Annotated in this window: 23 protein-coding genes; 10 read left to right on the top strand and 13 right to left on the bottom strand. The window is 72.1% G+C overall.

Translation table 11 applies throughout. From position 1 onward, the window contains the following. Positions 1 to 26: 26 nt before the first annotated feature. Complete coding sequence (locus QRX60_RS38155; protein WP_285996314.1) at positions 27 to 695, top strand: transglycosylase family protein; 669 nt, start codon at positions 27 to 29, stop codon at positions 693 to 695. A gap of 3 nt (positions 696 to 698) precedes the next feature. On the opposite strand, the gene QRX60_RS38150 is transcribed toward QRX60_RS38155, so the two are convergent. Continuing rightward, the gene (locus QRX60_RS38150) at positions 699 to 1490 is read right to left on the bottom strand and encodes a glycerophosphodiester phosphodiesterase (RefSeq protein WP_285996313.1); all 792 of its coding nucleotides are present in this window, start codon (positions 1488 to 1490) and stop codon (positions 699 to 701) included. A gap of 66 nt (positions 1491 to 1556) precedes the next feature. On the opposite strand from QRX60_RS38150, the gene QRX60_RS38145 reads away from it, so the two are divergent. Continuing rightward, entirely contained in the window at positions 1557 to 1928 is a 372-nt protein-coding gene (locus QRX60_RS38145) for a hypothetical protein (protein WP_285996312.1), read from the top strand. A 70-nt stretch (positions 1929 to 1998) separates the two neighbouring features. Here QRX60_RS38145 and QRX60_RS38140 read toward each other — a convergent pair whose 3' ends face one another. The 5 genes from QRX60_RS38140 to QRX60_RS38120 all read right to left on the bottom strand — a co-directional run bounded on the left by QRX60_RS38140 (position 1999) and on the right by QRX60_RS38120 (position 5306). Further along, positions 1999 to 2979 carry a tyrosine-type recombinase/integrase gene (locus QRX60_RS38140; protein WP_285996311.1) on the bottom strand — a complete coding sequence of 327 codons (981 nt, stop codon included), beginning with the start codon at positions 2977 to 2979 and terminating at the stop codon, positions 1999 to 2001. A 548-nt stretch (positions 2980 to 3527) separates the two neighbouring features. Beyond that, complete coding sequence (locus QRX60_RS38135) at positions 3528 to 3968, bottom strand: SRPBCC family protein (RefSeq protein WP_285996310.1); 441 nt, start codon at positions 3966 to 3968, stop codon at positions 3528 to 3530. A gap of 12 nt (positions 3969 to 3980) precedes the next feature. Then, a complete protein-coding gene (locus QRX60_RS38130) occupies positions 3981 to 4313 on the bottom strand; it encodes an ArsR/SmtB family transcription factor (protein WP_285996309.1) in 333 nt (110 codons plus the stop codon). Continuing rightward, positions 4310 to 4756 carry an SRPBCC domain-containing protein gene (locus QRX60_RS38125; protein WP_285996308.1) on the bottom strand — a complete coding sequence of 149 codons (447 nt, stop codon included), beginning with the start codon at positions 4754 to 4756 and terminating at the stop codon, positions 4310 to 4312. The genes QRX60_RS38130 and QRX60_RS38125 overlap by 4 nt, the downstream gene beginning before the upstream one ends. Before the next feature lie 31 nt (positions 4757 to 4787). Continuing rightward, the gene (locus tag QRX60_RS38120; RefSeq protein WP_408630164.1) at positions 4788 to 5306 is read right to left on the bottom strand and encodes a GNAT family N-acetyltransferase; all 519 of its coding nucleotides are present in this window, start codon (positions 5304 to 5306) and stop codon (positions 4788 to 4790) included. A gap of 41 nt (positions 5307 to 5347) precedes the next feature. Between QRX60_RS38120 and QRX60_RS38115 the strand changes: the two genes are divergently transcribed. Continuing rightward, positions 5348 to 5905, top strand: a complete 558-nt coding sequence (locus QRX60_RS38115; RefSeq protein WP_285996307.1) for a helix-turn-helix domain-containing protein — start codon at positions 5348 to 5350, stop codon at positions 5903 to 5905. Between the two features lie 49 nt (positions 5906 to 5954). Then, a complete protein-coding gene (locus QRX60_RS38110; protein WP_285996306.1) occupies positions 5955 to 6596 on the top strand; it encodes a DUF1345 domain-containing protein in 642 nt (213 codons plus the stop codon). Here the strand turns inward: QRX60_RS38110 and QRX60_RS38105 are convergent. Then, the gene (locus QRX60_RS38105) at positions 6583 to 7566 is read right to left on the bottom strand and encodes an SDR family NAD(P)-dependent oxidoreductase (RefSeq protein ID WP_285996305.1); all 984 of its coding nucleotides are present in this window, start codon (positions 7564 to 7566) and stop codon (positions 6583 to 6585) included. The two genes, QRX60_RS38110 and QRX60_RS38105, sit on opposite strands and share 14 nt — an antisense overlap. 54 nt (positions 7567 to 7620) lie before the next feature. Here QRX60_RS38105 and QRX60_RS38100 point away from each other — a divergent pair, with 54 nt between their 5' ends. Beyond that, positions 7621 to 8076, top strand: coding sequence for a P-loop NTPase family protein (locus QRX60_RS38100; protein WP_285996304.1), 456 nt, complete (start codon positions 7621 to 7623; stop codon positions 8074 to 8076). Here QRX60_RS38100 and QRX60_RS38095 read toward each other — a convergent pair. Then, entirely contained in the window at positions 8051 to 8662 is a 612-nt protein-coding gene (locus QRX60_RS38095) for a TetR/AcrR family transcriptional regulator (RefSeq protein WP_285996303.1), read from the bottom strand. The two genes, QRX60_RS38100 and QRX60_RS38095, sit on opposite strands and share 26 nt — an antisense overlap. A gap of 38 nt (positions 8663 to 8700) precedes the next feature. Here QRX60_RS38095 and QRX60_RS38090 point away from each other — a divergent pair, with 38 nt between their 5' ends. The 3 genes from QRX60_RS38090 to QRX60_RS38080 are packed head-to-tail and all read left to right on the top strand — an operon-like array spanning position 8701 to position 11386. Further along, entirely contained in the window at positions 8701 to 9141 is a 441-nt protein-coding gene (locus tag QRX60_RS38090) for an SRPBCC family protein (protein WP_285996302.1), read from the top strand. Positions 9142 to 9174: 33 nt separating this feature from the next. Continuing rightward, positions 9175 to 9780 carry a TetR/AcrR family transcriptional regulator gene (locus QRX60_RS38085; protein ID WP_285996301.1) on the top strand — a complete coding sequence of 202 codons (606 nt, stop codon included), beginning with the start codon at positions 9175 to 9177 and terminating at the stop codon, positions 9778 to 9780. After that, entirely contained in the window at positions 9764 to 11386 is a 1623-nt protein-coding gene (locus QRX60_RS38080; RefSeq protein WP_285996300.1) for an acyl-CoA dehydrogenase family protein, read from the top strand. The genes QRX60_RS38085 and QRX60_RS38080 overlap by 17 nt, the downstream gene beginning before the upstream one ends. Here QRX60_RS38080 and QRX60_RS38075 read toward each other — a convergent pair. Beyond that, complete coding sequence (locus QRX60_RS38075) at positions 11383 to 11916, bottom strand: TetR/AcrR family transcriptional regulator (protein ID WP_285996299.1); 534 nt, start codon at positions 11914 to 11916, stop codon at positions 11383 to 11385. The two genes, QRX60_RS38080 and QRX60_RS38075, sit on opposite strands and share 4 nt — an antisense overlap. A 77-nt stretch (positions 11917 to 11993) precedes the next feature. On the opposite strand from QRX60_RS38075, the gene QRX60_RS38070 reads away from it, so the two are divergent. Continuing rightward, positions 11994 to 13208, top strand: coding sequence for an FAD-dependent monooxygenase (locus QRX60_RS38070; protein WP_285996298.1), 1215 nt, complete (start codon positions 11994 to 11996; stop codon positions 13206 to 13208). Here QRX60_RS38070 and QRX60_RS38065 read toward each other — a convergent pair. Continuing rightward, positions 13192 to 13758: a TetR/AcrR family transcriptional regulator gene (locus tag QRX60_RS38065; RefSeq protein ID WP_285996297.1), complete on the bottom strand. Its 567-nt coding sequence runs from the start codon at positions 13756 to 13758 to the stop codon at positions 13192 to 13194. The genes QRX60_RS38070 and QRX60_RS38065 overlap by 17 nt on opposite strands. 91 nt (positions 13759 to 13849) lie before the next feature. On the opposite strand from QRX60_RS38065, the gene QRX60_RS38060 reads away from it, so the two are divergent. Further along, entirely contained in the window at positions 13850 to 14857 is a 1008-nt protein-coding gene (locus QRX60_RS38060; protein ID WP_285996296.1) for an aldo/keto reductase, read from the top strand. Here QRX60_RS38060 and QRX60_RS38055 read toward each other — a convergent pair. The 3 genes from QRX60_RS38055 to QRX60_RS38045 form a co-directional block, all read right to left on the bottom strand. Further along, a complete protein-coding gene (locus QRX60_RS38055) occupies positions 14854 to 15429 on the bottom strand; it encodes a DinB family protein (RefSeq protein ID WP_285996295.1) in 576 nt (191 codons plus the stop codon). The two genes, QRX60_RS38060 and QRX60_RS38055, sit on opposite strands and share 4 nt — an antisense overlap. A 206-nt stretch (positions 15430 to 15635) precedes the next feature. Further along, positions 15636 to 16742 carry an SWIM zinc finger family protein gene (locus tag QRX60_RS38050; protein ID WP_285996294.1) on the bottom strand — a complete coding sequence of 369 codons (1107 nt, stop codon included), beginning with the start codon at positions 16740 to 16742 and terminating at the stop codon, positions 15636 to 15638. Beyond that, a complete protein-coding gene (locus QRX60_RS38045; protein ID WP_285996293.1) occupies positions 16739 to 19264 on the bottom strand; it encodes a DEAD/DEAH box helicase in 2526 nt (841 codons plus the stop codon). The genes QRX60_RS38050 and QRX60_RS38045 overlap by 4 nt, the downstream gene beginning before the upstream one ends. Positions 19265 to 19268 lie beyond the last annotated feature (4 nt).

The following is a 19268-nucleotide window of genomic DNA, read 5'->3' as shown; positions in this document are numbered from 1 at the left end:
AAGGGGCACGCTCCTACTGTGCTCGCATGATCCACAACCGGAGACGCACCGCCGCGAGAACCCTGCTTCTCGCCATCGCCGCCCTGGGTCTGCAGCTCACCGTCCCCGCCGTCGCCTCCGCGGACCCCGCGTCGACGGCCTGGGCCAAGCTCCGCATGTGCGAGTCGAGCGGCCGCTACGCCACCAACACCGGCAACGGCTACTACGGCGCCTACCAGTTCGACCTGCCCACCTGGCGCAGCGTCGGCGGCACCGGCCGCCCCGACCAGGCCGCACCCGCCGAACAGGACTACCGAGCCCTCTACCTCTACCGCATGCGCGGCTGGCAGCCCTGGCAGTGCGCCGGCATGCTCAAGCTCGCCGGCGACGCCGACGCCCGCAGCAAGCGCGTCCCCACCTACGCCGAATCCGCCTACATCGGCGGCGAAGGCCTGCCCACCCCGCCGCCGGCACCGGGCGGCCCGAAACCCGCATGGCCCGGCGTCGTCTACCAGTACGGCGACTGCGCCGCCCCGCTCAAGGCCTTCCAGCTCCGCATGAACGCCTTCGGCTACGGCTTCACCGGCACCGGCTGCTACTACGACAAGACGAAGACCGCCGTCCTCGACCTCCAACGCGCCAACGGCATCAAAGACAGCGGCCTGCTCGGCCCCAAGACCTGGGACGCCGCCTGGAACGGCAAACCACCCCGCTGACGCTCACGGCTCCTGGGACCGCGGCCAGGAGCCGCGCTCGATCAGCACCTCGCGCAACAGGTCCGGGCGGTCCGTCACGATCCCGTGCACCCCCAGGTCCAGCAACATCCGCATCTCCGCCGGATCATCGATCGTCCACGTGTGCACCTCGATCCCGGACCGCCCCGCGATCGACAGGAACGCCTTGTCCACCACCCGCAGCGCCCCCTGCCGCACCGGCACCTGCGCCATCGCGCCCAGCACCAGCCGCCCGAGGGGCAGCAGCGGCAGCTTCCCTCGCACCCACAGCGCCAGCGCCGATCGCGGCCCCATCGCCGTCACCAGCTTCGGCCCCGCCAGCTTCCGCAACCGGACCAGCCGCGCGTCCGAAAACGCCGCCGCCGCCACCCGGTCGTGCGCCCCGGTCCGCTCCAGCACCTCCACGAACGGCGCCACCGCCTGGTTGGCCTTCACGTCGATGTTGAACCGCGCGTTCGGCAGCTCCTCCAGAACGTCCTCCAGCCGCGACAGCGGAGCCTTCCCGCCCACTTTGACGTTCTTCAGCTGCTCCCACGTCTGCGTCGCGATCGGCCCCGACCCGTCGGTCGTCCGGTCCAGGTTCGCGTCGTGGTGCACGACCACGACACCGTCCGCCGTCGCGTGCACGTCCGTCTCGAGGTACCGGTACCCCTCCTCACACGCCCGCCGGAACGCCGGCAGCGAGTTCTCGAGACCGTCGAGCTCGTCGAGGTGCCACCCCCGGTGGGCGAAGGCACGGGGGAGCGGATCGGCCAGGTACGGAAACGACGCCTGCATCCCCCAAGTGTGCCCTTCCGCCATGACCCCGGCATGAGCAACCGGTGGCCAGCTATGGTCTCCCGGGTGAGGGAAGCCGCCGAACTGACCCAGCTCGAACCCGTACCCGCCCGCCGCGGCGCCCCGAAGCACTGCGGCTGGTGCGGCCGCCGCCTGCCCGAAGCGGGCAACGTCGGCCGGCGACGGCGGTACTGCGGCCAGTCCTGCCGCCAACGCGCCTACGAACGCCGGACCGCGTTGCAGCGAAGCGGCTTGCCCGAAGACGCCGTGGTGCTCTCCGACACCGAGATCGCCGCCCTCCAGGACCGCCTCTTCCAGCTGCGCTGCGCGGCCGAAGACATCGTCACCGCGGTCGACGACGGCGCCGACCCCCGAGAACTCCGCGGCCTGGCCGAAGAGATCGCCCGCGCCGCCAAAGACCTCGAACAGCTCCGCTGACCACCCGCACAGGGGAGAGCTGTCGTGAGTGGTAATTCGGGTTAGAACCCCAATTACCACTCACGACAGCTCAGCCCAAACTGTCCAGCGCCCGGTACGTCCGGTTGCTCGCCGCCGCCGCGCGTTGCTCCCTGCCCGTCGCCTCGATGTAGTTCTGACTCGTCGCCAGGCTCGCGTGCCCCAGCAACGCCATGATCTCCGAAGCCGTCGCCCCGTCCTCCGCCAGCCTCGTCGCGAACGTGTGCCGCAACGCGTGCAGGTTCGCCCCCGCTGGCACCCGGTCGTGCAACCCCGCCCCGCGATAACACGACTTCACCAGGTACTCCAGCGCGCCCCGCCCGATCGGCTCACCGGCCCGGTCCAGCAGCAACGGCGAACCAGGGGAGAACCGCGCACTCGGGAACCGCACCCGGCACGACTCCCGGTACCGCTCGATCAGCTCCGCCAGCACCGGCTGCACCGGGATCGACCGGTCCCGGCTGCCCTTGCCCTTCACGTGCAACCGCAGCTCACCCGCCCGCCCCACCAGCGATCGCCCCGTCAGCGCCCGCATCTCCGCCGCCCGCAAGCCCGCCACCAGCCCCAGCGCGATCACCAGCACGTCCCGCTCGGGCCACGGGTCCCGTGCACGCCGCGAACCGGCGGCCGCCGCCGACAACAGCTGCTCCGGGGTTTCCTCACCCCGCAACGGCTTCGGCGTCAACGCCGGCGTCCGCGGCCGCGCCACCGCGCCCATCGGGTTGCCCTCCAGCAGCCCGTCGGCCACACAGAACGTCAGGAACTGGTTCCACGTCGACCAGGCGCGCAGCACCGAGCTCTTGGCGTGCCCGTCCGCGAACACGCCGAACACCGCCCTCAGCGCCGGCCCGGTCAGATCCGTGACGTCCAGGGCGTCGGCCGGGCGGCCGAGCTCCGAAACCAGGAGAGTGGTGATCCCGGCGAGGTCACGGCGGTAGGCGTCGGTGGTGTGCGGAGAGTCCTTGCGGGGCCGTCGGGCCGCGAAGAAGGCTTGCTGGGCCTCGGAAACCTTCATGCGGATCTTGTACCGCACACCACCGACGATTCCGGTCGCCGGGTCCCCTGCGACATTTCATGCATAATGGCAATTATGCATGAAATGTCGGTTTCGTCCGGAATGGTCTCCCGGGGGATCCCAGTCTCTTCAAGAGGCGATTCAGGCCCGAATTCGACCCCTCTAACTGCGACCGACGGGGGTGCGCACATATGTTCGAGCATTGAGGGCGCCTGAGGACGCTGGTGTGAACAGTCGTCAGCGAGTCGGCGGCGGACAACCTCGCCATCCGCCGCTTGAACGATGGATCACCCGACCTAGTTTCGTCACCGTGACGTTTTTAGGTCGGGTGACGGCGCATCGGATCCACGGCTTCAGGGGATGCTCCTGCGCCCTCCGAACGGCGTCCTCAGGAGCGCCTGGTGGCCGTTACGGGAGAGGACACCCGGAGAGAAACCTCAGCAGGAGCCGTCCTGACGAACCGAACCGATCCGAACCCACCTCCCGGGAACCCGGCTTCAGCCCCTCCCGGCCTCCCGCCACTGCGTACTCCAAAGTGCCGATAATGTACATTATGTCAAGTAATGTCAGTGCCAGTCGCTGATCATCACGTCCCGCGGGCTCGGGGCACCTTCCCCGGTCTCGACGAGCTGCTTGAGGCTCATCAGGTAGATGGCCCACTTGGTGCTGCAGTGGTGCATGAACTCCACCGGCTCGCGCCAGCCTTCGTGCTTGAACAAGGCGATCGTGTAGTCGCCGCGCTGCTCGAGCTCCCACCGGATCGTCGTGCCGATCCACTCCGGCGGTCCGTCCACGACCTCCCAGCGGACGAGCCGGCCCGGGTCGAGTTCGATGACCTTCATGTCGAACCCGCCCGGGATGAAGCGGAACGCGATCACGCCGCCGAGGCCGGTGTCCCCCACGGTCTTCTCGGTCCACCAGTCCGACAGGCCGTCGAGGGTGGTGATCGCGTCGTAGACCTTCTCCGGCGAAGACTTCTCGATGCCGATGCGGTGCAGGATGTCCATTTCCGGTCCTCTCTACAGGTTCTTCTGGATGGTCTCGGCGATGCGCTTGATGCGGCGGAGCCGGGCGTCCCAGGCGGCGCCGACGTCGGCGAGCTGGGCGATGGCGCGGGCCAGCTGGGCTTCGTCGACGCGGTACTGTTTCTCGCGGCCGGCGGCGGTGGCGTGCACGAGGCCGACGCGGTCGAGGACGGTGAGGTGTTTCGCGACGGCTTGGCGGGTCACCGGGAGGTGCTCGCTCAGGCTGGTGGCGGTTCCGCTTCCTTCGGCGAGGAGCAGGTCGAGCATCCGGCGGCGGGTGGGGTCGCCGATCGCCGACCAGAGGTCGTCGTCCACGGCGGTGCTCACGGGGTGGTCGCGACCTTGACGGCGTACGCGGGCAGGCGGGACAGGAAGAAGTCCCAGCCGCTGACGTGGTCGGCGTACTCGGCGGCGATCTTGGCTTCGTCCCAGCCGCGTTCGCGGAAGCCGCTTTCGGTCATCCGCAGGCGGGTTCCGGTGCCGGCCGGCTCGAGTTCGAAGACGACGAGGTTCGAGTTGCCGGTTGCGGCGGTCTCCCCCTCGGCGTGGGTCCAGCGGAAGGAGAAGAGTCTCGGGGGGATGGCGTCGACGACGGTGAACCGGACCCAGGTGCCGCCGAAGCCGATCCGGCCTTCTCCCCCGGGTTCGACCGGGTATTCGGCCTCGTCGGGCCACCATTCGCGGAGGTGTTCGGGGCTGCTGACGACGTCGAAGACGACCTCGGGGGTGGCGTCGATGTGGATCTCGCGGTCGAGGGTTCCGTATTCCATGCCGGCTCCTAGTGCAACGTTTGGTTGCGTGTCACGTTAGCGGTGCCGGCGGCGATACGCAACCATCGGTTGCGTTGAGGTCTTTCTGGACCCAGGCGACGTCACGCCACGCGCCGTGCTTCCAGCCGACCCGCCGGTAGACGCCCGCCGGCTCGAACCCGAGTGCGCGGTGCAGGCCGGCGCTCGCCTCGTTCGGGAGCGTCATGCCGGCGAAAGCGCGGCAGAAGCCGTTCTCCCGCAGTCGTTCGAACAGCGTCTCGTACAGTGCGCGGCCGGCGCCGGTGCGGCGGCGGCCGGGTTCGAGGTAGATGCTCGTCTCGCACGACCACTGGTAGGCGGCGCGTTCGGCGAAGCGGTGGGCGTAGGCGAATCCGGCGACGTGGCCGTCGTCTTCGGCGACGAACCAGGCGTGGGCGTCGGTGATGCGGCGGGCCATCTCGGTGGTGGAGGGTGGTTCGTCCTCGAAGGAGATGACGGTGTCGGTGACGTAGGGCGCGTAGATGGCGGCGCAGGCGGCTGCGTCTTCGGTGGAGGCGTCTCGGATCAGCATGGCTCATATGGTAGCCAGAAGTGGTCGTATAGTATCAACCCATGACCGATCCCCTGACTGCTCGCCTGGCCGCCACCGTGCACGCGGCGCGGACGTCCCAAGGTCTTTCGGCGGCGGCTCTGGCGGAGACGTCCGGGGTGTCGCGCGCGATGATCGGGAAGATCGAGCGGGGTGACGTGCAGCCGACGGCCGCGTTGCTGGCGAAGCTGTCGGCGGCGCTGGGGATGACGTTGTCGGAGCTGATCGCGCGGGCCGAGGGCGACGAGCGTCGGCTGGTGCGGGTGGCGGACCAGCCGGTGTGGGTGGATCCGGACACCGGGTACCGGCGGCGGGCGGTCTCCCCCGCCGCCGGCCGTCCGCTGGAGCTGGTCGAGATCGAGCTGCCCGCGGGGGCGGAGGTGCCGTTGCTCGCGAGCGCGTTCCTGCACCAGCAGGTCTGGGTGCTGGACGGGCACCTGCGCCTCCGGGAGGGGGCCGAGGTGCACGAGCTGGACGCCGGGGACTGCCTGCAGCTGGGGACCGAGCCGGAGCGGGTGTTCGCGAACCCGGGGTCGCTCCCCTGCCGGTACCTGGTGGCGCTGGTGCCGCGGGCCACCTGACCAGGTGATCCGGCGTGCCGTCGGGCGCGGGGACCGTTAGCTTCGCGCGGTGCGTCGTCTGCGGAGGATCTGGTACCAGTGCGCGGAGTTCCTGCTGGTGCTGCTCGGGCTGGGGTGGCTGGTCGCGCCGGACACCGGGCTGGACGTGGTGTTCCTGCTGGCGTGGGACGTGCTGGCGGTGGCGGTGATCATGACGCGGGTCCTGCGGATCCGGCGGTACCGGCTGGTGGGTGACGCGGAGCCGACGTGGCTGCACAGCCTGCTGGGGCGCCGGTCGAGTTTCGCGGCGACGCTGCTGGTGAGCGTGGTCGGGATGTCGGCGGGGCTGCTGATCCTGGCGGCGGACGTGATCGCCGAGGAGGACGGTGAGTACGCGTCGGTGCTGCAGATCAGTGCGGTGCCGGCGGTGCTGGCGGCGTGGATCCTGCTGCACTTCGGGTACGCGGACCGGTACGCGCACCTGCACTACCGGGCCGCTCCGGGGCCGGGGTTGCGGTTCCCGGCGACGGAGCGGCCGAACCTGCTGGACTTCGCGTACTTCGCCTTCACTGTGGGGACGTCGTTCGCGACGTCCGATGTGGAGGTCCAGGCGCGGCCGATCCGGTACACGGTGCTGACGCACAGCGTGGTGTCGTTCGTGTACAACACGGCGATCCTGGGGATCGCGGTGGGCGTGATCACCGGGAAATAGCGTCGGTTCCGGTGAGGTCGGCCGACAGTGCCCAGAGTCGCGCGGCCTGCTCGGGGTCGATGGCGTAGGCGCGGACGCCGACGCGGTGGCGGACCTCGGTGACTCCGTCGTCTTCGCTCGCGGGTTCGGCGATGTCGCAGTCTTCGAGGTAGACCCCGCCCATGCCGTCGAGCTGGGGTGAGGTGGCGGCCCAGACCTGGGTGGCGGCGCCGGCTTCGGGTGTCTTGAAGTAGGCGGTGGGGTTGCCCTGCTCGTCGAGCCAGCCGTTCCCGCGCCACTCGTCGCGCGGGACGTGGCGCAGGAGGTTGGTCATGATCGAGCCGGGGTGCAGGGCGAAGGCCCGCACGCCGCGGTCGCGGCCGAGCCGGTCGAGGTGGACGGCGAACAGGACGTTGGCGGTCTTGGCCTGGCCGTAGGCGAGCCACCGGTCGTAGCCGTGTCCGAAGTGGACGTCGTCCCAGCGGATCGGTGAGAAGTGGTGCCCACGCGAGGAGACGGAGATGACGCGGGCGCCGTCGGCGATGGCCGGCCAGAGGTGGTTGACCAGGGCGAAGTGGCCGAGGTGGTTGGTGGCGAACTGGGCTTCCCAGCCGGGGCCGACGCGGGTTTCGGGGCAGGCCATGACGCCGGCGCTGCCGATGAGGAGGTCGAGGTGGCGGCCGGTGGCGAGGAAGCGGCCGGCGAAGGCTCGGACGCTGTCGAGGTCGGCGAGGTCGAGTTCGTCGACCTCGGTGTTCGTGGTCCCGGCGAGGGCTTCCTCGGCCGTGGTGCGCCGGCGGGCGGGGACGACGACGTGGGCGCCGGCGTTCACGAGGGCGTGGGTGGTTTCCAGGCCGATGCCGGAGTAGCCGCCGGTGACGAGGGCGAGCTTCCCGGTCAGGTCGAGGCCGGTGAGCACTTCGGCCGCGGTGCTGGTGGCGCCGAAGCCGGAGCCGGAGCCGGAGCCGATCTTGTGCTGCGGAGTGGTCATGGTGTCGACGGTAGGAGCTGGAGTGCGCTCCAGCGCAAGCGCGAGAATGGCGGGGTGGAGCGGGTGCTGGTGCTGGGGTGCGGCGGGGCCGGGAAGTCGACGTTCGCGCGGCGGCTCGGGGCGCGGACCGGGTTGCCGGTGGTGGAGCTGGACAGCGTGTTCTGGCCCGTGGGGTGGTCGCGGGTGGACTGGGGTGTGCGGCAGCGGGAGCTGGTCGCGGGTCCGAAGTGGATCCTGGACGGTGACCTCGGTCCGTACGACGCGCTGGAGGTCCGGGCCGCGGCGGCGGACACAGCGGTGCTGCTGAACCCGTCGCCGCTGCGGTGTGCGTGGCGGGCGTTGCGGCGGGGTCGTGAGCGGTGGGACTTCTGGTCGTGGCTCCTGACCTACCGGTGGCGGCATCTGCCGGAGGTGCGGCGGGTGCTCGCGGTGTCCGATGTGGACGTCGTGGAGCTGCGGTCGCCGCGGGCCGTGCGGGTGTTCCTCAGTCGCGCAGGTCGAGGGCTTTGACGGAGGAGTCGAGCCAGGCGGCGAGGAAGCGGTCCGGGGCGAGGTCGCCGGGGGTGTGTCCGATGAGGACGTCGAGGATCGGGTAGTACGTCAGGGCGGCGACGAGCACGGCCGCGGTCGCCTCCGGGTCGCTGACGCGGGCTCTCCCCTGGTCTCGCAGGGTGGTGATCCATTCGGTGCCGCGGCGGTAGACCGACGCGACGACGCCCTGCCACATGCGCTCGAACAGGTCCGGGAAGCCGGTGAACTCGCGGATCATCAGGCGGACGAGGTCGCGGTCGGCGGCCAGGAAGGCCCAGACGACGTCGGCGAGCACGCGCAGTGCCTCGCGGGGGTCGTCGGGCAGCCGGGCGTCGGCGGTTTCGGCGGCGCGGGCGGCGAGCCGGTCGAGGTTGTCGTGCACGGCCGCTTCCAGGAGTGCGGCCTTCGAGGGGAAGTGCTTGTAGAGCGCGCCGGAGCCGGGGTTGAGGCCGCACGCGGTCTGGATGTCGGCGACGGAGGTCGTGTCGTAGCCACGGGTGGCGAAGAGGTGGACGGCCTCGTCGAGGATGCGGCGGCGGGTGACGCCGGGGGTTGTTCGCGCCATAAGTGAGAGACTACTCTCTTTCTTTGGTGGAAGTGACCGTGGAAGAGACCGTGTCGTGCCCGCCGGAGGCCTTCCTCGCGCTGGTCATGGACCCGCGGCGGTACGCGGAGGTCGACCGCAAGCTGGGACGCGTCGACTGGGTGCACCGGGACGGGGAGGTCGCCGAGTTCCGGTTCCGCTCGGTGCTGCCCGGGCTGGGGCCGGGCCCGAAGATCGTGTCGCGGATGACGCTGACGCCGGGTGAGCGCGTGGACGTCCGCCTCCCCGACCGGCCGGAGAACCGGCTGGTCCGGCGGTTCTCGACGTTCGAAGCTTCCTTCGCGTGCGTGCCGGTGTCTGGCGGGGTCCGGGTGACACGGCGGATCGCGTTCGGGTTCCCCGCTCCCCTGCGCTGGCTGGCGGAGCCGATCCTGCGGCGGAAGCTGCCGGCTGACGTCGAGGCCGAGATCCGGGGCGCGAAGCGGCTGCTGGAGCGTTGACTGAAGTAATGAATCGGTGCTTCACTTCTTGGCGTGCCCTACCGCCGCACCCCGAAGGTCCAGGAACGTCTCGACGCCCAGCGCGAGACGATCGTCGCCGCGGCGACGCGCCAGCTGGCCGAACACGGCTACGGCGGCTGCTCGGTCGCGGCGGTCGCGGAGCGCGCGGGAGTGGCCGTCGGGAGCGTCTACCGGCACTTCCCCACCAAGGCCGACCTGGTCGTGCACGTGTTCCGGCAGGTCGTGACGCGGGAGGTCGAGGCGGTCCGGGCCGCGTCCGCGCAGCCCGGTGAACCCGCCGAGCGGGTGCTGGCGGTGTTCGAGACGTTCGCCCAGCGCGCACTCAAGGCGCCCCGCCAGGCCTACGCCCTGCTGGCCGAGCCGGTCGACGCGCGGATCGACGCCGAACGGCTCGAGTTCCGGCGGGCGTTCACCGAGGTCGTCGCCGAGCACGTCGCGGCCGGGGTGCGTGAAGGCGCGTTGCCGCCGCAGGACGGCCGGCTGACCGCCGCCGCCCTGGTGGGTGCCGCCGCCGAAGTCCTGATCGGGCCGTTGACCAGCGGCAACGCCGGTGACGTCGCCGAGCTCCGCACGTTCGTCGTCCGCGCTCTAGGAGGTTCCGATGCCCGCCACGCATGAGGTCACCAACCAGGTCCCGCCGCTGGCCGGCCACGACGTCGCCGACGACCCCGCGCTGCTGGCCGGGCTCGAGCGCGCCGGTGCGGGCTGGGCATCGGACGAGCTGCACGAGCTGGGCCGGCTGGCCGGGAGCGAGCAGGCCCAGGAGTGGGGCCGCGTGGTCAACGAGAACGAGCCGGTGCTGCGCACCCACGACCGGTACGGGCACCGGGTCGACGAGGTCGAGTTCCACCCGTACTGGCACGACCTGATGACCGTCGCGGTGTCCCACGGGCTGCACGGCACGCCGTGGCAGGACCCGCGTGAGGGCGTGCACGCGGCCCGGGCGGCGAAGTTCTACGTCTGGGGCCAGGTCGAAGCCGGCCACAGCTGCCCGATCTCGATGACCTACGCGGCGATCCCGGCGTTGCGGGCCAACCCGGAGCTGGCCGCGCGGTACGAGCCGCTGCTGGCGGCGACCGGGTACGACTTCGGGCTGCGCGAGCCGAGCACCAAGCGCGGCCTGATCGCGGGCATGTCGATGACGGAGAAGCAGGGCGGCTCCGACGTCCGCGCCAACACGACCACGGCCACCCCGAGTGCCGAGGGCAGCTACACCCTCGTCGGGCACAAGTGGTTCACCTCGGCGCCGATGTCGGACATGTTCCTGACCCTGGCCCAGGCTCCCGGCGGGCTGTCGTGCTTCCTGCTCCCCCGCGTCCTGCCGGACGGCTCGCGCAACCCGATCCGGTTGCAGCGGCTGAAGGACAAGCTGGGCAACCGGTCGAACGCGTCGTCGGAGGTCGAGTACGACAACGCCGTGGGCTGGCTCGTCGGCGAGGAGGGCCGCGGGGTCCGCACGATCATCGAGATGGTCAACAACACCCGCCTGGACTGCACGCTGGGCAGCGCGTCCGGCATGCGGCTGGGCGCGGTGCGCGCGGTCCACCACGCGACCCACCGGCACGCGTTCGGCAAGGCGCTGGTCGATCAGCCGCTGATGGCGAACGTGCTCGCGGATCTCGTGCTCGAGTCCGAGGCGGCCACGACGGTGGCGATGCGGCTGGCCGCGGCGGGCGACCGGCGCGACGACGCGCAGGAGCAGGCGTTCCGGCGGCTCGGGCTGGCGGTGTCGAAGTACTGGGTGTGCAAGCGGGCCCCGATGCACGCGGCCGAGGCGCTCGAATGCTTCGGCGGCAACGGGTACGTCGAGGAGTCGGGCATGCCGCGGCTCTACCGCGAGGCACCGCTGTCGTCGATCTGGGAGGGTTCGGGCAACGTCGCCGCGCTGGACGCGTTGCGCGCCATGGGGAAGCAGCCGGAGTCGGTCGCGGCGTTCTTCGCCGAGGTCGAGCAGGCGGCCGGTGGCGACGCGCGGCTGGACGACGCCGTGGACCGCGTCCGCAAGGAGCTGACCGACCTCGGCGCGATCGAGTACCGGGCGCGGCGGGTGGTCGAGGCGATGGCGCTGGTGCTGCAGGGATCGCTGCTGGTGCGCCACGGCCACCCGGCGGTCGCGGACGCGTTCTGCGCGTCCCGCTTCGGCGGCGACTGGGGCATCGCGTTCGGCACGCTGCCGGCCGGCGTGGACACGGGCGCGATCATCGAGCGCGCCGCGGTGCGTTAGCGGCCGAGTGCGTCGAGGGCTCCGGCGACCGCCGCGGCCTTGAGCTCGTCGACCGGGGTGTCGGGGAACTGCATGCAGACGTCCTGCAGGCCGCCCAGTGCCAGGATCGCGCGCGCCTGCTGCTCGAGGGCCGGCGAAGGGCCGCAGATCAGCTCGGTGAGCCGGGTTCGCCAGCCGAGCACCCGGTCGATGAGCCCGAGGTCGGCCAGCGTCGGCATCTCGGCCAGCAGCATGATCACGTCCGCGCGGTGGCGGTAGTTGAAGTCGAAGAACCCTTCGATCAGCTCGCGCACCGGCGCGTCGCCGCGGGCCTCCTGGGCGAGGAGGAAGTTCTCGCCGTCGTCGAGCATGGGCTGGACGATGCTGCGCACCAGCTCGTCGCGGGACGGGAAGTGGTAGTAGAGCGCGGGCTTGGTGATGCCCAGCCGGTCGGCGATGTCCTGCAGGCTGGTGCGCTGCACCCCTTGGGTGGTGAAGAGGTCGCGCGCGACGTCGAGGATGCGCTGCTTGGTGTCGGAGGGTTTCGGCACTGCACCAGCTTAACTGACTTAACGATAGGTAAGGAGGTGTGGTACAACTTACCTACCGTTAAGTCAGGGAGGTACTCATGCGGATTCTCGTCTCGGGCGCCAGCATCGCGGGTCCGGTGCTCGCCTATTGGCTCACCAGTTACGGCTTCGACGTCACGGTCGTCGAGCGAGCCCCGGCGCTGCGCAAGACCGGCGGCCACGCCGTCGACCTGTTCCGGCCCGCCATGGACATCACCGAGCGGATGGGCGTGCTGCCACGCGTGGAAGCGCACGCCACCGGCACCACCCGGATGACGCTGCACCGGGAAGGCGCGCGGCGGCCGGTGCGGGTGGACCTGGCGAAGATCTACCGCGCAACCTCCGACCGACACGTCGAGATCATGCGCGACGACCTCAGCGAGATCTACTACGACGCCGGCCGCGACGACGCCGAGTACCTCTTCGGCGACTCGATCACGGCCATCTCCCCCGACGGCGACGTCACCTTCGAGCACGCCGCACCGCGCAAGTTCGACCTCGTCGTCGGCGCCGACGGGCTGCACTCGAACGTCCGGCGCCTGGTCTTCGGCGAAGAGGCAGGCCTGACCCAGTTCATCGGCGCCTACCTGGCCGTACTCTCCATGCCGGGCACCTTCGGCCTCGGCGACGGCGAGACCGTCCTGCACCTCGGCCCCGGCCGCACCGCGGGCATCTACAGCGCCCGGCACCTCGACGAAGCCCGCGCGGTGTTCCTGTTCCGCCGCGACGAGCAGCTCGACTACCACCACCGCGACGTCCCGCGGCAGCGGGAACTGCTGCGCGAGGCCTACACCGGGATGCACCCGCAGGTCGACGGCTGGCTGGCCGAACTGGACGGGCCGGGACCGTTCTACTTCGACTCGATCACCCAGCTCGGGCTCGACACGTGGTCACGCGGGCGCGTGACGCTCGTCGGCGACGCCGGCTACTGCCCCGGCCCGGCCGTCGGCGGCAGCACCAGCCTCGCGGTGCTCGGCGCGTACGTCCTGGCCGGCGAACTGGCCGCGGCGGGCGGCGACCACGAGCGCGCGTTCGCCGCCTACGAACGGGAAATGGGCGAGCTGGTGCGCAAGAGCCGCGCGTTCGCCGTCGGCGCCGCCCGGAGCCTGATCCCCGGTTCGCGCGCGGGGGTGTGGGCGCTGGCGCGCGGTGGCCAGCTGGTCTCGGCGCTGCCCGCCCGGGTCACGACGGCGCTGGCGAAGCTCAACACCGGCGGCGTGCGGATGCACGACTCGATGCGGGTCAAGGACTACGCGGTCACGCCCGTGGGCTGAGCCCGTCGGTGAGGAGCGCGACCATCCGCTGGTTGTACTCGAGGTCCTCGCCCCGCACGGGCCGGCAGAGCAGGGCCACGGCGTGCAGGAGGTCCTTCGCGCTGACGTCCGTGCGGACCTCCCCCGCCGCGGCCGCCGTGTCGAGCAGGGCTGCCAGCACCGGTTCCATCCGCTCCATGAAGTAGCCGGGCAAGGCGTCGAACGCCGGGTCGCCCGAATGCAGGGCCGCGGCGAACCCCCGCTTCGTGCCGACGAACTCGGTGTAGCGGCGCAGCCACCTTCGCAGCGCTTCGCCCGGCTCGTGGCCGGCACTCAGCGCCGGTCCCGCCTGCGCCACGACGTCGATTTCGCGCTGGAGCACCGCCGCGACGAGGTCCGCGCGCTGCGGGAAGTGCCGGTAGAGCGTGCCGACGCCCACCCCGGCCAGGACGGTGATCTCCTTCGCCGGCGCATCCACCCCCGAGGTGGCGAAGACGCTCTTGGCCGCCTCCAGCAGGGCGTCGATGTTGCGTTGCGCGTCGGCGCGCCGACGTCGCGGCTCTTCGGTCACGTTGCTCCTCCGGGTAGCTAAGCGGAAAGGCTTTCCGTATAGTTAGTGGAAAGTCTTTCCGCTTATGTTCGAGCGTACCCGAGGAGTCCCCATGCAGTACCGCACCCTGGGCCGGACCGGCATCAAGGTCAGCCCCTACGCACTGGGCACGCTGATGTTCGCCACCTCCATGGGCAACGCCCCCGAGGACTCGGCCCGCGTCCTCCACAAGGCCCTCGACGCCGGCATCAACTTCCTCGACACCGCCGACGCCTACGGCGACTCCGAGGACGTCGTGGGCAAAGCCCTGGAAGGCCGCCGCGACGACGTCGTGCTCGCCACCAAGTTCGGCCGGCCGACCGGCGAGGATCCCAACCACCAGGGCGCCTCGCGCCGCTGGATCGTCACCGCCGTCGAGAACTCGCTGCGCCGCCTGCGGACCGACCACATCGACCTCTACCAGCTGCACCGTCCCGATCCCGGCACCGACATCGAGGAGACCCTCTCCGCGCTCACCGACCTCCTGCGCAGCGGCAAGGTCCGCGCGATCGGCGCGTCCGGAACGCCGGTGGCCGACATCGTCGAGGGCCAGTGGGTCGCGTCCCGGCGCGGGCTCACCGGGTTCCACACCGAGCAGCCGGTGTACTCCCTGCTCAACCGCGGCATCGAACGCGAAATCCTGCCCGTCACCCAGCGCTTCGGCATGGGCACCCTCGTCTGGGGACCGCTCGGCCAAGGCCTGCTCACCGGCCGCCCGCACGACGAGCTGCGCCGCGCCGGCCTGGTCCGCCACCTCAACGACGAAAGCCGCCTCGACGTCGTCGGGAAGCTCGCCGCGCTGGCCGGGGAGGCCGGGCTGCCCATGACCCACCTCGCGATGGCGTTCACGATCGCCCACCCCGGCGTGACCAGCGCCCTGCTGGGCGCGCGCACGATGGCCCACCTCGACGACCTGCTGGCCGGCCTGGACGTCACCCTCTCCGACGACCTCCTCGACCGCATCGACGAGGTCGTCCCGCCCGGTACCGACGTCGGCACCCTCGACCAGGCCTACCTGCCCCCGGCACTGAAGCAGCCGGGGTTGCGGCGCCGGCCGTTCGCCGAACGCTCCGCGGCCTAAGCCGGGCGGAACCGCTCCGCCGCGTCCCGGACCCGCGCCACGTACGTGTCCCACCAGGCGGTGTCGCCGATGTCCTCGTGGTCGGCGCCGCCGCGGCCGTCGATCAGCTCGCGGACGATGTCCGCGTGGCCGGCGTGGTGCGCGGTTTCGGCGGTGACCCGCACCAGCAGCGAGCCGAACGTCGCCTTCCGCCGTTCCTCCGGCCACCACGGCACCGACGCCGGCGCGTCCAGCGGCAGCAGCTCGATCGACTCGTCCGTGTGCCGCCACGCCGTCCGGTACAGCTCGACCAGCTCGTCGCGGGACTCCTCCGCGGTGGCCCACATGTCCGCGCCGTCCCAGATCGACCCGTCCTCGACCCACGGCAGCTTGACCGGGGCCGGGCGGCCGACACAGTCGCCCAGGTAGCCGAGCTCCCCACCGGAAAGGTGTTTGACCAGGCCGAGCAGGTTCGTGGCCGTCGGTGTCATGGGGCGGCGGATGTCGTATTCGCTCAACCCGGACAACGACGCGAGCACGCTCTCGCGCTTCTCCTGGAGATACCGGTGCAGATCGGCGGCAATGGCGTCCATGGCCGCACGCTAGCGGCGGGCACCGACAGAAACCGGGCGGGCGCGCGAGGAGGCAGCACCCGCGCGCCCGCACCCCCAGTGGGCCCGGCGGAACTCCGCCGTTGCGGGACAGGAGACAACGGGAATCAGGCTGGATACCGGGAACCCGCACGAAAATCCCTGGCCGGACGCGGGTTCACCCCGTGAAGAAACCCCGGTTCCACGGTTCAGCCGAGCAGCAGGCCCGGATCGGACTCCGGCGGGCCCGCGGGCCACCACTCACCGCCCTCCAGCCGGTACGGGTGCCACCGGCCCCGGCGATCCAGCCGCACCTGCACCTCCCCGGCCGTGCACCGGTTGCGGTCGAACACCGGCTCGTCGTCGGTGACGTCGGCGAGCGCGGCCCGCGCGGCCGCCAGCGCCGCCTTCGGCGGGGTCCACGGCGAGTCCAGCACCTCGAGGCCCGCGCGCCCGCCGTGCGTCCACGCCGCCACCGCCCGCTCGAACCCGGCCCCCTCACCCAGCCGCGAAGCCACGGCGGGGAATTCCGCGGCCAGGCCGAGCGTGTCGTGCCGCCGTCCCGGCCACGGCTCGCCCGCCAGCATCGCCCGCGCCTGAGCCGCGGCGTGCGCGGCGAGCAGGGCGAAGGCCTCCGCGGGCACCCCGGGCGCGGCCGGGATCGACGGCGCCCCCGAAGGGCGGAACCCCGCGAGATCCGGCAGTTCTCCCGGCGTCCGGTCCTCGACGGCCAGGTCCGCGCCCGGCGCCGTGCGGCGCTCCAGCTCCTCGCGGATCTCACGCTCACCCTTGCCGCGCATCAGCAACAGCACGAGCGGGTCCGCGTCCAGCAGCCACGACGCCTGGAACGACAACGCCGCCGCGTGCCGGCACGGCAGCTCCCAGCCCGGGCAGTCGCACTCCGGGTCGAGGTCGCCGATCCCCGGCAGCAGGTGGACGCCGGCGTCGCCGGCCGCCGCCACCAGGTCGTGCGGCATGTCCCGGTCCAGCAGCGCCGCCAGGTGCCCGGCCCGCGACGCGATCCGGTCGAAGAGCCGCGTCCAGTCCGGTTCGGACAGCTCGGCCAGCCGCAGTTCGGTCCGGTACGGGCCGCCGTCGACGTCGTCGACCACCGCCGCGATCCGGCCCGGGCTCACCGTGATCGGCCCGACCAGCCCCGCCGCGGCGTACCGGCGGCCGGCCTTGAGCTGCCGCAGGTCCAGCGCGGTGTCCTCCATCGCGCTCAGCCACGCCCGGCCCCACCACGACTTCGCGAAGCGTCCCCGCGCCCCGGTGGCGCCGAACGCGGGGAACCCGCGCACCGCCTCGTCGCTCATCCGCGGCTCCTCAGCTCGACGAGCTCCGCGAGCTCGGTGTCCGACAGTTCCGTCAACGCCGCCTCACCTCCGGCCAGCACGGCGTCGGCCAGCGCCCGTTTCTCCCGCAGCATCGCCGCGATCCGGTCCTCGACCGTGCCCTCGGCGACGAGCCGGTGCACCTGCACCGGCCGGGTCTGCCCGATCCGGTACGCCCGGTCGGTCGCCTGGTCCTCCACCGCCGGGTTCCACCACCGGTCGAAGTGCACGACGTGGTCGGCCCGCGTCAGGTTCAGCCCGGTGCCGGCCGCCTTGAGCGACAACAGGAACACCGGCACCTCGCCGGCCTGGAACCGCTCGACCAGTTCTTCGCGACGCGCGACCGGCGTGCCGCCGTGCAGCAGCTGCGTGCCGATCCCGCGGGCGGCCAGGTGCTGTTCCAGCAGCCGGGCCATGGCGACGTACTGGGTGAACACCAGCACCGCGCCGCCCTCGGCGAGGATCGTGTCCAGCAGCTCGTCGAGCAGCTCCAGCTTCCCCGACCGGCCGCCGGGCTCCTTCAGGTACTGCGCCGGGTGGTTGCAGATCTGCTTGAGCGCGGTCAGCAGCTTGACGATCCGGCCGCGGCGGGTGATCCCGTCGCTCGCGGCGATGCCGGCCATCATCTCCCGCACGACCGCCTCGTACAGGGCCGCCTGCTCCGGGCTCAGCGCCACCGGCCGGTCCGTCTCGGTCTTCGCCGGCAGCTCCGGCGCGATCCCTGGGTCGGACTTGCGGCGCCGCAACAGGAACGGCCGCAGCAACCGCGAAAGCCGCTCGGCTGCGGCGGGATCCCCGGCCTCGATCGGTTTCGCCCACCGCGTCCGGAACTCGCTCAGCGAACCCAGCAGGCCCGGCGCCGACCAGTCGAGGATCGCCCACAGCTCCGAGAGCGTGTTCTCCACCGGGGTGCCGGTCAGCGCCACCCGCGCCGCCGCGGGCACCAGCCGCAGCGCCTTCGCCGTGCCCGACCGGTGGTTCTTGACGTGCTGGGCCTCGTCGGCGACCAGCAGTCCCCACCGCACCCCGGCCAGGGGCGCGGGATCGGTGCGCAGCGTGCCGTAGGTGGTGAGCACGAACCCCGCGGCGTCGTCGACGTCATCGAGGGAGCGCGCGCTCCCGTGGAAGCGCCGCACCGGCACGCCCGGGGCGAACCGGCGGATCTCCCGCTCCCAGTTGCCCAGCAGCGAAGCCGGGCACACCACCAAGGTCGGCCCGGACGCGCGGTGCAGGTGCAGCGCGATCAGCGTGACCGTCTTGCCCAGGCCCATGTCGTCGGCGAGACAGCCCCCGAGACCCAGCCCGGTCACCGTGGCCAGCCACTGCACCCCGCGCAGCTGGTAGTCCCGCAGCGTCGCGGCCAGCCCGGCCGGCGGCGCCTGGGGTTCCGGCGGCGCGGACAGCCGTTCCCGCAGCCGCGCGAGCCAGCCTTCGGTGACGACTTCGACCGGCTCGCCGTCGACCTCGGTGGTCCCGGTCAACGCCGCGCCCAGCGCGTCGACCGGCGTGAGCGGCTTCAGCGTCCGCTCGCGTGCCTTCGCCGCCAGCGCCGGGTCGACCAGCACCCAGCGGTCGCGCAGCCGCACCACCGGACGCCGGGCCTCGGCGAGCGCGTCCAGCTCCGCCGCGGTCAGCACCTCGCCACCCAGGGCGAGCTGCCAGTCGAACGCCAGCGCCCGGCCACCACCGAAGAACGACGGCAGATCACCCGGCGCGTCCCCGGCGTTCACCACGGCCCGCGCGGTCAGCGAACCCGCGAGCTCGGCCGGCCAGTGCACGTCGATGCCCACCGCCGCCAGCCGCGGGGCCGCGGCCGCGACCAGCTCGGTCACGTCGTCCTCGCCCAAGGCCAGCTCGTCCGGCACCGCCGAGGTGAGCAGCGGGCTCAGCGCCGGCCACACCTGCGCGCCCCGCCGCAGCGCCAGCACGACGTCGATGCGCGCCCGCGGCCCGAACCGCCCTGTCTCCCACAGCTGCGCCGCGTCGGCGACCTGGCCCGGCTCGGCGAGGCTGTGCACCTGGACGACGGCGTGGAAGCGGCCGGCGTCGAATCCCTCGGGCGCTTCCACGCGCAGCGACACCCGGATGCCCGAGTCGAGCCCGGCGGCCAGTTCGCCGGCCCAGTCCCGCACGGACTCCGCCCGCTGCGGGGCGACCGCGGCGAACAACCGCGTCCCGGCCGCCTTCGCCGCCGCGGGTGTTCGGGGCAGGGTGTCGGCGACGGCGTCGAGGAACGCCCGCAGCAGCGGCCCCGGCGCCCGCTCGTCCACCGGCATCGCGGCCGCCAGGTCCCGCAGCCACGCCGCTTCCGCCGGTTCCAGGGGTCCGACGCGCCAGGCGTCGTGACCGGCCTCGGTGACGCCCGGCAGCAGCCGGCCCGCCGCGACCAGGCGCAGCGCGGCCGTCGCCGCGGTCGCCCAGAACACCCGGGACGGATCGGGATCGGTCCCGGCGAGCAGCTCGGGCAAGCCGTCCACCAGGGACAGCCGGCGCCCGCCGAGCACCAGC

Source organism: Amycolatopsis mongoliensis (genome assembly GCF_030285665.1).
GTDB lineage: Bacteria > Actinomycetota > Actinomycetes > Mycobacteriales > Pseudonocardiaceae > Amycolatopsis > Amycolatopsis mongoliensis.
Note: the sequence above shows the minus strand (reverse complement) of the source record. Positions and strands in the feature narration are given on the sequence as shown.